Source organism: Mesorhizobium sp. P2_A12 (genome assembly GCF_056405075.1).
Genome location: NZ_JBFUCU010000006.1, coordinates 26,878 through 40,254, shown reverse-complemented (window position 1 = coordinate 40,254; position 13,377 = coordinate 26,878). Strand labels below are relative to the sequence as shown.

Sequence of the window (13,377 nt, the reverse complement as noted above, 5' to 3'; positions counted from 1 at the left end):
CCGCCAAATGGCTAGGCGAAGCGAATTAGGCAAGCGGGTCGGCGGTTTCCTGTACGTCCACAGGGATGCCCTTCCGTTTGTCCCTGAAGAGATGAGGCAGGCGGTCGCCCGGGCGGAGGCCGCCGCTCCCGGGTTCGAATGGAACGTCGCCAAGGTCTCGCCCGAGCGTCAGTCTCTTCTTCTCTACGAAGATTTTTCCAAGTCCGCGTTCCCGGCCCTGCTCAGGTCGGTGTCGTTCGATGCGGATGGAGTTCCTTCCATCACCGATTACTCGCGGCGCGACAACCCGCCGATCCTACACCGCAAGGAAACGCTGCTCGCTCCAGACGATCCGCGCATTCCCGCCTTCGCGGGGATAACGCGCAGGGCCGAGGATCTCGGCCTTTTCAAAGACACCAAACGCATCGGCACCCGGGCTAAATGGACGGCCATGCTTGCCGAAGCCGGCCTGCGTGTAGACGGCCCGCGGCTGGTGGCAGTGGGCGAATCCGCAGTGGACGTCGCCAGGGCGAGGACCGCCATATCGAGGAATGGACTCTCCCAGCCCGCATCGCTCATGATCCGCTACGGAATGCTGCAGCCTGAGCACGAACTTTTCGACTACGGCTGCGGCCGCGGGGACGATGTGACAACCCTGCAAGCCAACGGCTATCCCGCCTTCGGCTGGGACCCGAATTTCCTTCCAGACGGCGAAAGGCGGCCCGCCGACATCGTGAATCTCGGCTTCGTCATCAACGTCATCGAGGATCCCCACGAGAGGGAAGAGACCTTGCGCGCCGCCTGGGGCTACGCAGCTAGGGGCATGGCCGTGTCAGTGATGACGGCCGGGAAGTACAGCGTCGAGCGCCACACGCCGATCGCGGATGGCTACCTTTCCCGCAGGCAGACTTTCCAGAAGTACTTCTCACAGGACGAACTGACGGAGATGGTCGAGCGTGTCACGGGAGAACGTCCGATGGCGCTGGCCCCGGGCATCGTGGCAGCGTTCCGGGACAAGGACCTCGAGCAGCAGGTGAGCTTTCGGAGGAGGTCGCGGGCGACGATATACGCCAACCTCGCCATTCCCGCGCGCGATCCATCGCGCTTCCTTCTCCGGCCGAAGTCCATGCCCGTCGCCGAACGGGCGCGGGAGGAACTCGAGATGATATGGAGGATCGCTCTGGACCTGGGAAGGCTGCCGCTGGAAGCCGAAGTCCCACCTGCCGTTCTTGCGGCGCTGGAAGGAAAGGGCATAACAATCGGCCGTGCGCTGGCGGCCTGTGCCCGGGAAATAGCGGATCCAGCGCAGCTGAAGGTCGCCGCCGACGCCCGGCGCGAGGACCTCGTCGTGCACTTTGCCCTGACACTGTTCCCGGGAGCGTTGAGATACGGTTCATTACCCGCTTCAATCCAGCGCGACGTCCGCACCTTCTTCGGCTCTCTCGCCAGCGTCGTCGACGCGGCGAAGGCGGAGCTGCTTTCCCTGCGGGACAGGGCCGTGCTCGATAAGGCGTATACCGATGCGGCAGGGACGGGCTTCGCCACCTACGAGGACGGAATCGTTCGCTTCATGTCCGAAAACCTCGAGCAGCTTCCGGTCAAGGTCAGAATCGTGGCAGGGTGCGCCGAGATCGTGCACCAAGGGTTCTCTCTGCTGGACTTGGTCGAGATCGGGGCGGAACCGGGGGTCGTGCGCGGGCTCGAGTGCAACGTAGACGATAGTGCCCTTCCGGCAGTCAGGTCGTCGGTCGAGGTGGACCTTGCTAAGTCGCGGTCCCGCAGGAAGACGTTCGAGGGCAGGGTACTCTACCTGAAGTCCAGGTATCTGCAGCGACGCCATCCCGGTCTTGAAAAGCAGGCGGCTGCCGACAGGAAACTTCTGGAACTTGGAATAGTGGACGCCAGAGGCAACGGCCCTCCGGCCGACAGGATTGCCGCCATGCTGGCTTCACCGACCCGCGCGGGAGCCATCACCCACTAGGTCACCAACAGCGCCGAGCGTCCAGGCTCGGACCGGCAATGTCGACTTTCTTAGTGATGAAAAAGTTTGAAGGCTCAATAGCGGCAAGAGATGACGGAAGGCCGATCTAACGTCCATCCGGCAACCTTTCATGGCCACCTGCGGCGCCTTCCGACGGTCCTACCGTTGATTGAGCATTGTGCACTTTTCAGCCTAAAACTTCAGCCTACCTAACCTCTTGGCCACCGTGACCATCTGGCCGTCGTCGCTCATTACAAGATAGGTGTTCAACCGATCAGCAAGCTTCGCGTATTGTCCTCCAAGATCATCCTGAGCACGAGCGTGAGACTGGCTGTCCATAAAGTAAACATCTGCACCATGCCGACGACGGCGCCGGCCGTAAGCTAGGATCGCGTCCACTACTTCAGGTCTTATACCTCTCTGTTGGCATCGGGTTTCAGCATGACGGGTATACATCTGCTCCTCCTTATTCAGTGATATCTGAAAGATAGGAGGGGCAGGCGACAGAATCTGTCATGCGGCAACCTCACCAGGCGCAAGCGATGTGTTGAGCGGGCCTCCAGTCGACGGTCCAAACGCATCGATTGCACAGAGCGTGTTAACTAAACGCATGTCGCTCACACTTGTGCATGGCACTTCCAGCAGCTTGGGACTGGCGAAGACCAGCGCAAGAATTTGGGCTCGCGAGACAGCGACGTTGATCCGATTCAGGCTGAACAGAAAGTCAACCCCGCGCGGAATGTCGTCGCCAGAAGAGGTTGTCATCGACACGATGCACACCGGCGCTTCCTGGCCCTGAAACTTGTCTACCGTCCCAATTCGCGCTCCATTGGGAAGCGCAGCCTTGAGCGCGTTCACCTGGGCGTTGTAAGGCGCCACGATCAGGATGTCCCGAAGGGTCAGAGATCGTTCATTGCCGTCCCGATCGGCGAACTTCTCACCCAGCAGGCGCCTCATCTCGTTGCGAATGGCAATGATTTCTTCGCGCGAGGATTGGCGGTTTCCCGCGTGAGTAACTTCGACCAGATGCACACCCGACGCACGTGCCGAGTCAGCCAGAAGGAGTCGCTGCCGAGCTGCGCCTTCATCTGACGTTAGGCGGCTTTCATAGACGTTGTCCGAGATGAACCGGCAAACCTCGGGGTGCATTCTGCGCGACACCGGAAGAAAGATGCCCCTGTCAGGTGGAACGGTGTTGTAGCCTGCGAGAAGATATTCGAGCGCCGACAGACCACTTTCACCCGGATGTGCGCCTTGTATCGGTTGCGGCAATTGCATGGGATCGCCGACGAGGACTACGTTCTTCGCGCAGGTTCCCATCGCCACGACGTTCGCAACTGAAACCTGGCCCGCTTCGTCAACGAAGAGATACTCGAAACTCTGCTCGAAGTCGGGGCGGGCAAACAGCCAAGCGGTACCGCCGACGACCGATGCCGAAAATAGCTCAGCGTCATCGTTCTTGGACGTGTGGTGAATTGCAGATTGATATTCTGCGCTGAAGCCCTCCCCGCCTTTTTTGGCCACGCTTACTGACCTGCCGGCTTCCTTGGCTCGGTCCAGGACAGCGCAAAGAAGATTGTCGACCGCTTTATGGCTATTGGAGGCCACAGCAACACGCTTCCCGCGGACCACAAGATCGAGGATTGCGCATGAGCTGACATAGGTCTTGCCAGTACCCGGCGGGCCTTGAATGGCCAAGCTAGTACGATCCAAGTCACGGATCGCGGCCACGGCTTCCGGTACCACCTCAAGGGTGGGATCAATTATGCTGGTCTGCCTGCCGTCACCCAGGAAACGGGGCTTCGACCGGTTGAGAAAATCTGAAATCGCCGGATAGCGCCTATCATTGGAAATAAAGGAGTCGACGACACGGCGGATAGCCCCCTCGATCACGCGCGTGTCCAGTGGCCCGGACGGCAACAGCGAAGTTGTCGCAGGAGCAACGTCAAACTTGGTCTTCGAGAATTTTACCTGTGCCGTTCTGGCAGTCCGATCCAGATCAACCAGCGAAACGGATACCGGATATCCCTCCACTTCGACGTGACAGCCTCCTAGGTCCAGCTTCGTCTCCTGTTCAGGGAACGAATAGGTGCGCTGCCAATGGTTTCCATCGTTGATTGTGGCCGAAACTGCTGTGAGCGCCCCGATGCATTCGAGGTCCTCAATAAGTTCCTCGGGGTCCTTGCCCATCTTGTCAAAGATCGACCACCAGGCAGGTTTTTTCTCTCGCGGGTGGAAGTAGCTCAAATCGAAGAGCAGGTCGGCGAGCCTGTCACCGCATCGGTCACGCCCCGCATCCAACCTTCGGTGGAGTTCATCAGCTTCGGTTTGTTCTGCAGCGACACATTCGAGATTGAAACCGGAGCTTGCATCTGCGGTCCCGAGAGGTCGCCAGGGCATGTCTGATGGTCGCACCGTCGAGACCAGCCAGTCGCGCAACATCTGCGTGGAGATACAGTCGATCCGGTTGTAGTCTCGGATTTCTTCAAGGATCTTCGGGTCGCTGGTTTCCCGCCATGCTTCATAGGCAACCACGCTGCCGCCGGCGGTCTTCACCTCGCCGGTGCGTGCTTCCATGTAGAACACTTCCAGGTTCTTGAGCGAGTAGCGCGGTTCCGACGCAATCAATCCGCCAGACACCACGCTGTAGAGATCAACGAACCTGCTCTCCCGAAGCATCTGATCCAGCAGCGCTTCCCCTACGCCGTGACTGCTCGTGAGCTGACGCAGGGCAGAAACCTCATACGCGGCGTAGTGATAGATGTGGGCGTTTGGAAAATGCTTTAGACGGTGCTCGAAGAACGCCATCAACTGCCGCAGGGCCTCTTTCTCTTCGGTTCGATCGTGCGCCCAGAAATCTCTGAACTCCGCCATGCCTTCGTTGTCGAGCCAGATGCCGTGGAGATATTCCAGTCCGCCCTCGTAGAAGGGGTCGCCTTCGATGTCATAGAACAGGTCGCCGGGATCCGGCTTTGGAAGCAGAGCTAGACCCCGACTCGGGTCCAACTGCTTGAGCTCAAAGGAGGGTGGACCTCCAGCCCGCCGCGCCGTCTGCAGTCTCGCCTGGGTCGTCAGCCTGCTTAGTGTGGTTTCCGCCAGCTTCGGCACCCGTTCTTCACGCTGCCCAAGCGCAGCCATAGTGAGAACACCCGCATCAATCAGCTTGCTCCGCTGACTCCTGGAAATACCGGCTACAAGAGCAAGGCTGTCAGCCTCCTCCCAGTACGATTGGCAAACCTCACGCCAGCGGCACAGGCCACACATCTTCACTGGATCGGGAGATGTTTCGTGCGGGTCGGCGACAAATCGCTCCAGCTGGTCCCGCGCATGGCGGGCATAGGCGGCGTAATCCTTGAGCCTGAAGGAGAAGCGATCACCATTGCCCAACTGGATATGCGCGAATTCAGGCTCGATGCCTTGGGCTTCTGACAGAAGGTCCGAATACAGAACAAGCTGGAGGATGTGCTTCGGGTCGGGCTTCCGCTTCAGCTTGGTGTCCACGACTTCATACGAGAACGGACCGAGCAGCGACGGCTTGTCGATTTTGATAAGGAAGTCAGACCAACCACCCCACGGGGGAGAGAAGAAGGCGCCTTGGAACAGGACGTCAGCACCCTCGTAGAGGGCCGCCTGGGTCGCCTTCGCCGCAACTGATAAGTCCATGTCGCGACTGAATTCGATAATGCGTAGGCCTTCGCCACGGAGCTTCGAAAGATAATCCGCTTCGTGTGCATCACCGTAGCGCTGGAGTATCTTTGCGTCTTCGGTGTCCTCTGCCGGCACCAACGGCTCGCCCCGCAAGTAGCGCAGGTCCATCGCCGTCGCATGGCTACAACCCATGAACCGCATCAAGTCCGATGCGGAAAGCAAAATCTCCGAGCCTTCCAGTTTCATTTTCTACTCCCCTGCCCAATCCTAATAGAACCGTAAGCACTGATCGTGACAATAGCTGTCACCTGGATAGGTGAAGATCGATGTCATTTGAAAAGGCACAGCAGTTGATTGAGCTCGCAACGTTTGTTGCGGCTCGTAGAATGGGCGTGACACTTGACGATGTCGGCGAGCGGTTCCGCGTCTCCAAGCGGACCGCGCAGCGGATGCTGCACACTCTGGAATTTCAGTTTCCTGATACCCGACCCAGCGTAGATGAAGATGGACGTAAACGTTGGCGATTGCAGACAGGGGCGTTGCGCGACCTGCTTACGCTAACTCCTGATGAACTGGCGGCGATGGACCTATCGATCGAGACCCTGGAACAGAATGCTCAAGGGCTGGAGGCAGACCACCTTCGTTCTCTGCGAGAGAAAATATTGGCGCTGGTGCCGGACAATCGGATTGCTCGCTTGGAAACTGACTACGAAGCGTTGCTTGAGGCGCAAGGTCTCGCAGCGCGCCCGGGACCTACGACAAGGCTGGCGCCGGGAGTAGGATCCACCATAGCTACGGCGCTAAAAGGATCGCAGCGGCTGAAGATCGTCTACCAATCCCGCGGGTCGGCCGCATCAAGCGAGCGAGTGGTTGAGCCTTACGGAGTCCTGATCGGAATTCGGCGGTACCTAGTGGCGAAGCCAGCGACCGATCCCGCGGGAACGCTCCGGCATTATGTGGCTGAGAAGATCGAAAGTGCGGAACTGACAGGAGAGGTCTTTGAACGCGACCCCAGCTTCGACATCCATGCGCATGCAAGGAAGGCGTTCGGGGCTTTCCAGAACGACAGTGAATTTGGGGAAGTTATCTGGAGGTTCAAACCTGACGCAGCACCGCATGCGCGAAGTTTCCTATTCCATCCGGGTCAGAGCCTTGAAGATGAACCTGATGGGTCTCTGATCGTGCGTTTTTGGGCTTCGGGCTACATGGAGATGTGCTGGCATCTCTATATGTGGGGAGACGAGGTCGAGGTCGTGGCGCCGGAAGTGCTTCGCCAAATGGTCAAGAGTTACCAACGCGCGGACTTTCCTTCGCTTCCGTAGCCGGTTGTTCCTAAACTTCCGAATCATGCGATCGGTGAGCTGATGACAGCTTCTGTCACCGCCCCATTGGATATTCGGTTACAACAGGAGTCGATGGATGAACAGGCAGCAGAAAAATGACGGTCATGGTCTTTTCGCCATAGTAGCTCGGGGAGCGAATTCAGGCGTGAGGCTCTTCCCCCATAAGCACGCTGACGGTTCCTTTGTTGTGAGCATGACTCGTTTCCAGAAAGACTACATCCGGGTCCCGCGACTGGGCGATTTACCCGGCTGGCTGCACAAAGGCTTTGCACTACGAATGTCAAATCCTTCTGCGGGAGTTATCGCACCCAGCCTTATTAGCGCTGCTTCTGTGCGGGGCTGGGGCAACCTAGAGCATGCCCGCGATTGATTGGTTTGTGGGTGACAGCTTCTGACATCGGCGTGTGGATATCTATCCAGGCAGCAGCCGCAGGACGGGCCGCTGTTTATCTGGGAACAAAAGCCTTCTGTCTGAAGGCGAAGGGTGAGGGGCATGGCTTTTCGATTCGTTCATACGGCTGACATCCATCTAGATTCACCTCTCCGATCCTTGGCGCTGCGCAACCCAGAACTAGGCGAACTAATTGGTAACGCCACTAGGCGTGCGTTCGTCAAAGTCGTCGATCTCTGCTTGTCCGAGCAAGTTGATGCCCTGCTTCTCGCAGGTGATCTCTACGACGGCGACCAAACATCAATGAAAACTGCTCGGTTTCTCGCCGAGCAAATCCGTCGACTAGACCAAGCCGGAATTCGGGTGTTCATCATTCGGGGCAACCACGATGCGTTGTCGAAGATCACCAGAGAACTGACATACCCAGAAACAGTGAAGGTCTACGGTGGGCGTGCCGAGGCAATCTCAATTGATTTGGGAGATCGGGCGACCCCCGTGGTCATTCACGGACTGAGCTTTGCGCAGGCACAGTGCCCCGAAAGTCTGGTCGGAAAGTTCAAGGCGCGGGTCGACGGCGCTGTGAATATAGCGCTGCTGCACACCAGTCTTGCGGGGACGCCTGGACACGATTCTTATGCGCCCTGCAACGTGTCGGACTTGGAGGCGGCAGAATTCGACTACTGGGCGCTTGGGCACATTCACAAGCGTTTCGTCAGTACAGGACGCTGCACCATTGTCATGCCCGGTATGCCCCAGGGCCGCGACATCAACGAATCCGGTCCGAAATCCGTGAGTCTGGTTACGATAGCTGATGATCGTACAGTTCATCTGGAGGAGAAGTTCACCGGCATCGCTCAGTTCGAGCGTGTCGTAGTTGACCTCAGTGGCATCGAGAATTGGCGGGACATGGCGACCGCAGCAACGCGGAAATTGGAGGCTGCGCGGGAAGCTGCGAGTTCCGAACATCTGGTCGTCCGGCTTTCCCTCACCGGCCCAACGCCGCTTGCTTGGCAACTCCGGCACGACGCTGATCTAGTCAAGACCGAGGCCGAAGACAGGGCATCCGTTATTGGTCGCACCTGGATAGAAAAGATCGAGATGCAGTGCACCAACCTCGTTTCCGGGGATAGCGTCGCTGGCGATCCCCTTGTCGAACTTCGAGCGCTCGTCGGCAGCGAGATCATAGATTCTGAATCTTATGACACCGCGCTCATTGAAATTGGCGAGGAGCTTCGTGGTCACCTGCCACCTGAAAGCAGAAGTATTTTAGGGGCTGACCAAGAGGAGTTTCGGGCCACGTTGCGCCTGCTCGCGCGAGAGGGCGTGGAAGACGTGCTTGCACGGCTCCATCGTCGAAAACAGGATGAGGTAGCGTGATGCGCATCAACCGGCTCGATCTGACCCGCTATGGCAAATTCACTGACAAGCTAATTGACTTCGGCCCAATGGAGCCTGGCCGACCAGATTTGCATATCATTTACGGTCCGAACGAAGCGGGAAAATCGACCGCCTTGTGTGCGTTCCTCGACCTGCTCTTTGGCATCGAATCTCGCAGCCGCTACGATTTTCTCCACCCATATTCAACGATGCGCATCGGGGCGGCTTTGGACATCGGCGGTGTTGCCCGGGAGCTTGTCCGGATCAAAAAGCCACAGAACAGTCTGCTCGGACCGGGTGATCAGCCGATCGGCGAACATTTGATACATGGTGAGCTCGGTGGAGTCAGCCGCGACGTCTATTGCGCGATGTTTTCGCTCGACGACGATACCCTTGAGGAAGGCGGCGAGAGCATCCTGGCCAGCAAAGGTGATCTGGGTCAGCTGCTGTTTTCGGCGAGCACAGGATTGGCCGCACTAAGTCGGACACTTGTTGATTTGCGTTCGCAGGCCGACGGCCATTTCAAACTGCGTTCCCGCGGCAGTGAGATCAGTGAACTGAAATCCCGTCTTTCCGACTTGAAGGAGCGGAAAGAGCAGATTGACACGCTCGCTACCCAATACGGCCAGCTGGTAGATACGAGGGATCGCTCCCTTGAACTTTACGACCGGGCCATGGCTGAACGAACAGGTACTCAAGTACGGCTGGACGAGATCAAGAACCTTCTAGCCGCTCTGCCACGATTGGCTGAATTGCGCGAGGTTCGGTCTAATCTCGCCGGGTTGCAAGATCTTCCCGAAGCGCCGCCCTCGTGGGCCAACGAACTCCCATTACTTCATCAAGAGCATATCCAGCTTGCCGTGAAAAGCGAGACTTCGAAGAGGGTGACAGCGGAGCTTGAGAACCAGCTGGAGGTAATAGCTGTAGATGAACCCGCCCTTGCGCTGGGGCAGAGAATGGACGCGCTCGGCGAGTTGCATGCCCGCTATGTGACGGCCGCGAGGGATTTGCCAGACCGTCGTTTGCAATTGAAAGAGATTGGCCGGGAGATCGCAACTATTCTGCGGCTTCTCGAACGCCCTGACAACGACGACCTGGGCAGCCTATTGCTTGGAAGCCGAGTTTCCGGGGCCATCAGAGATCTTATGGAACGCCGATCCGGCATTGATGCAACGCTTGCAAGCGCGAAGCGTGAATCCGAAGAGGCGGCACGACGCCTCATCGAGTTGCAAGGCAAATTATCGAGCGAGACCGCCGCCTCGAAAAACAGTGCAGCCATTGCGGCTCTGGCGAGGGAGCTATCGGTTCTTCGTGAGAATGACCATGCAGCCCGCCGCCGTCTCGCGGAGCGCTCCCGCACCCATTACGAAGAAACACTGGCACGGCAGATTTTGGAACTCCGGCCGTGGGCTGAAAGCGTTGATCAGCTAACGCAAATGAGAGTGCCGGCTCATTCGGAGCTCCAAGTGTGGAAGTCAGCGCTGTCTAAGGCGGAGGCCGACATCGACCGTCACAGCAGCGAAAGCGAGCGCCTAACCAGCGAGCAGGGGCGGTTACGGACCGAACTAGGCGCACTGAAGGACATCACCGGTCTGGCGGGAGATCACGACGCAGCGTCGTCCCGCTCGGCGCGTGAAGCGGCTTGGGCCGTACATCGCGACGCACTCGATGAATCGACCGCTGTGGCGTTTGAGATCGAACTACGAAAGGATGACCTAATCACCGGCGCAAGGCTTGGGCACATGAGCGACCTTGCGAAGCTTAATCATGCATATCGGGCGCTCGCCATCGTGGAAGCGGATTTGGAACGCGCAGCGGAGCTGTTAAGCGCTGCGAAGGCGAAGCGGGAAGCCGTCAACGCCGATATTCTGCGTTTCGTATGCAAGATGGGTTTGACTGTCTTTGACGACCTCACGCTAACCGGGCTCGAGACATGGCTGCAGTGTCGCGAAACAGTCGTTACGACGGTAGAGTTGCTCAGAAAGGCGGACGGAGACTTGCGCCAGGCCGAATCTGACGCCTCGGCTGCGGGCAGCCGTCTCTCTGTGGCGTTGTCGGCGGCACTCGTACCCCAAGATTGTTCTGGCTCTTTTGAAGGCCTTGTGGCGGCCGCCCAATCCGCCATTGATCTAGAAGTCGAACACAAGAACCTGAGGGAGCAACTTGAACGCTGCGAAAGCGAGGAGCGTTCCCGAAGGGCAGCCCTTGAAACGGCATCTGGCGACGACGATCGATGGAACGCATCATGGGCTGAAATCTGCAAGAGCTGTTGGCTTGGGGTAGGGGGAACCATCCCCAGCCTCACCACCGTCAAGGAGGTCATGGATAGACTTGCCGAACTTGGCCCGGCCGGCCAGCGGCGAGCTAGCCTGGCAGATCGGATCGCAAAGATGGAGGAAGATCAAACTGCCTTCTCTTGCGAGCTCACGGTCATGGCCACAGAACTCGGAGTGAAGCAATCAGCAGAGAGTGCGTTGGATCTGTGGGCGCTGATGTCCGCCAGCGTGGAAGAGGCCAGGTCCAACAAGGCAGAAAGGCAATCTAAGAACCAGGCTCTTGAGGATCAAATCCTGAAGAACCGAGACCTGGCGGCTGAAATCGCCATTTGTGAGCGACGCAAATCTGAAATGACACAGCTATTCAATGTCTCTTCCTTGCAGGAGGTCGGCCAACAGCTACAGTTGTTGGAGCAGCGAAAGGAACTGCGACGCCGGGCAGATACCATCGAACGCGAAGTCAAAGAGGCGCTGTCCGTTCGAGAAATTGCTGACGCCGAACTCACCCTCGACGCCATGGATCGACCAGATCTTGACGCAGAGCACATTGAACTCAAGGCCCGATTTGATGATCAGGATCGGCGAGTGCGAGAGTTGCATACCGTATACAGCAAGGCGTCCGACCAGGTCGAAGCTGTCGACGGTGATAGCGCGGTAGCTGATCTCGAAGAGCAACGACGCACGGTTCTGCTGGAAATAGAAGACAAGGCGTTTAGCTATTTCCGATTGAGGGCGGGCATCGTCGCGGCCGAACAAGCCCTGCGTCTCTATCGCGACAAGCATCGCAGCTCGATGATGGTTCGCGCCTCGAAAGCTTTTCAGGTAATCAGCCGAGGGGCTTATCGTGGCCTCGCGACTCAGGCCGACAAGGATGCCGAAGTTCTTATCGGTATTGGAGCTGATGGAAGTTCGAAGGTTGCGCTGGAGATGTCCAAGGGGACGCGCTTCCAACTCTATCTTGCACTTAGAGTGGCTGGTTACCACGAGTTCGCTCAATCTCACACGCCTGTTCCATTTATAGCCGACGATATCATGGAGACGTTCGACGACTTTCGTGCCGAGGAAGCGTTCCGGCTATTCGCCGACATGGCAAAGGTGGGTCAGGTAATCTACCTGACCCACCATAAGCACCTTTGCGAAATCGCCCGGCGGGTTTGCCCGAGTGCTCGGATACACGAGTTGGCGGCGCCGATCGCGCTCGAAAGCGTTGCGGCGTGAGCTTTCGGAGCGCAGCGGGGAACTCGCGCAGTATCAAAACCCGCCACTGCGGGCATTCGCGGCGCGCGCCAAAATTGGTCCTGTGGTGATTCAGCAGAGAGGGAAATGCCAAATGCGTGAGCTACATGATTTCGCCATTCTAGCACCGGTACCTCTTGAACACCTTGAGTCTGGCTTGATCGTCGCTAAACGGGAAGGCTTGGTAGCCTACGGTACGATGAAATGGGAGTTGGTTGGGAACGTGGACGGTATGCGCAAGGGGGCGTCCGTGGCGGTATTGATGTACCCGTCACACGAAGATGTTCCGGCAAAGGATGGCTTCGTAGTTTCATGGTTTGGATGGTATGAGGGCTCGGTCCACAGTGTGAATGGCGCCCACCCAGACGGAATGAAATATCGACCGCAGAGCACAGCAAAATACCCGGCTGACAATGTCGGGCATTGGGCGGCATTTTGGCATGTGAAAGATCTGCGAGCATTGTCTGTAGATAAACAAATCTCTATTGGGAAAATTCAAGGCTACAAAGGCGGCTGGCGCAAGGATAAGCCTCCTCGTGGACCCGAGTTGGTTACTCTGCCAGAAAAGCTCAGTTATGAAGATTGATAGCGCGCTGAGGTTAATTTTGTCGCGGTCGAACATCGACGTTTCCGGCGCGTAGCGCCAGCACTTCAGACCTGTCGATCGAACTGCTTTGAAAGGATCCTGCTGGAATTTCCTTAGAGCGGAAAGGGGCGTCTTTCCCCCCCGATGCCGCGAACCACAAACCGGGTCGAATGCTGCCTCCGCGCCGCGGCGTGCATTACTTCATCCGTTCCCACCTCATCCGGTCGACTGGATAATTGATGGTTCGGTCTAGGAAATATTTAAATGGTTATGCGGTTCAATGGGCCAATCGACATGCTGACGAGGCGCAAGCCGATCTGATGCAATGCAGAACTTAGCGCGGGCAGCTGCGACGGTGTCGAAGTGATGTGGAAGGTACCATGGGGAGGTAAGTATGAGTGATCTAACAGAAATGGCTGCGGAAAAACAGAACAAGGTAATCCTTGAGATTGTTGAGCTCCAGCGGGAGTATTATTTTGAGAATAAGAACAAAGATACCGAACGTCAACGCAAGTTGCGAGAAATAATAGACCGTGCGACTCCGATAAAGGATAAATGAG

At 57.6% G+C, this 13,377-nt stretch carries 7 protein-coding genes; 6 read left to right on the top strand and 1 reads right to left on the bottom strand.

Annotation, left to right across the window (positions count from 1 at the left end; translation table 11 throughout):
- Positions 1 to 7 precede the first annotated feature (7 nt).
- Positions 8 to 1,960 carry a DNA phosphorothioation-associated putative methyltransferase gene (locus AC1DZU_RS15815; RefSeq protein ID WP_477286139.1) on the top strand — a complete coding sequence of 651 codons (1,953 nt, stop codon included), beginning with the start codon at positions 8 to 10 and terminating at the stop codon, positions 1,958 to 1,960.
- A gap of 513 nt (positions 1,961 to 2,473) precedes the next feature.
- On the opposite strand, the gene AC1DZU_RS15810 is transcribed toward AC1DZU_RS15815, so the two are convergent.
- On the bottom strand, positions 2,474 to 5,854 hold the full coding sequence (locus AC1DZU_RS15810) for a TM0106 family RecB-like putative nuclease (RefSeq protein WP_477286137.1): 3,381 nt from the start codon (positions 5,852 to 5,854) through the stop codon (positions 2,474 to 2,476).
- Positions 5,855 to 5,934: 80 nt separating this feature from the next.
- Here AC1DZU_RS15810 and AC1DZU_RS15805 point away from each other — a divergent pair, with 80 nt between their 5' ends.
- The 5 genes from AC1DZU_RS15805 to AC1DZU_RS15785 all read left to right on the top strand — a co-directional run bounded on the left by AC1DZU_RS15805 (position 5,935) and on the right by AC1DZU_RS15785 (position 13,376).
- A complete protein-coding gene (locus tag AC1DZU_RS15805; RefSeq protein WP_477286135.1) occupies positions 5,935 to 6,930 on the top strand; it encodes a helix-turn-helix transcriptional regulator in 996 nt (331 codons plus the stop codon).
- Between the two features lie 514 nt (positions 6,931 to 7,444).
- The gene (locus tag AC1DZU_RS15800; protein ID WP_477286133.1) at positions 7,445 to 8,719 is read left to right on the top strand and encodes a metallophosphoesterase family protein; all 1,275 of its coding nucleotides are present in this window, start codon (positions 7,445 to 7,447) and stop codon (positions 8,717 to 8,719) included.
- Entirely contained in the window at positions 8,719 to 12,213 is a 3,495-nt protein-coding gene (locus AC1DZU_RS15795; protein ID WP_477286474.1) for an ATP-binding protein, read from the top strand. The genes AC1DZU_RS15800 and AC1DZU_RS15795 overlap by 1 nt, the downstream gene beginning before the upstream one ends.
- 112 nt (positions 12,214 to 12,325) lie before the next feature.
- Entirely contained in the window at positions 12,326 to 12,817 is a 492-nt protein-coding gene (locus AC1DZU_RS15790; RefSeq protein ID WP_477286131.1) for a hypothetical protein, read from the top strand.
- A gap of 394 nt (positions 12,818 to 13,211) precedes the next feature.
- On the top strand, positions 13,212 to 13,376 hold the full coding sequence (locus AC1DZU_RS15785; protein ID WP_477286129.1) for a hypothetical protein: 165 nt from the start codon (positions 13,212 to 13,214) through the stop codon (positions 13,374 to 13,376).
- Position 13,377: the final 1 nt, after the last annotated feature.

What these genes read in the sequence shown, in the direction of transcription:
- AC1DZU_RS15815 (WP_477286139.1), top strand. Translation starts at nt 8, where the DNA reads ATGGCTAGGCGAAGCGAATTAGGCAAGCGGGTCGGCGGTTTCCTGTAC.
- AC1DZU_RS15810 (WP_477286137.1), bottom strand. Translation starts at nt 5,854, where the DNA reads ATGAAACTGGAAGGCTCGGAGATTTTGCTTTCCGCATCGGACTTGATG.
- AC1DZU_RS15805 (WP_477286135.1), top strand. Translation starts at nt 5,935, where the DNA reads ATGTCATTTGAAAAGGCACAGCAGTTGATTGAGCTCGCAACGTTTGTT.
- AC1DZU_RS15800 (WP_477286133.1), top strand. Translation starts at nt 7,445, where the DNA reads ATGGCTTTTCGATTCGTTCATACGGCTGACATCCATCTAGATTCACCT.
- AC1DZU_RS15795 (WP_477286474.1), top strand. Translation starts at nt 8,719, where the DNA reads ATGCGCATCAACCGGCTCGATCTGACCCGCTATGGCAAATTCACTGAC.
- AC1DZU_RS15790 (WP_477286131.1), top strand. Translation starts at nt 12,326, where the DNA reads ATGCGTGAGCTACATGATTTCGCCATTCTAGCACCGGTACCTCTTGAA.
- AC1DZU_RS15785 (WP_477286129.1), top strand. Translation starts at nt 13,212, where the DNA reads ATGAGTGATCTAACAGAAATGGCTGCGGAAAAACAGAACAAGGTAATC.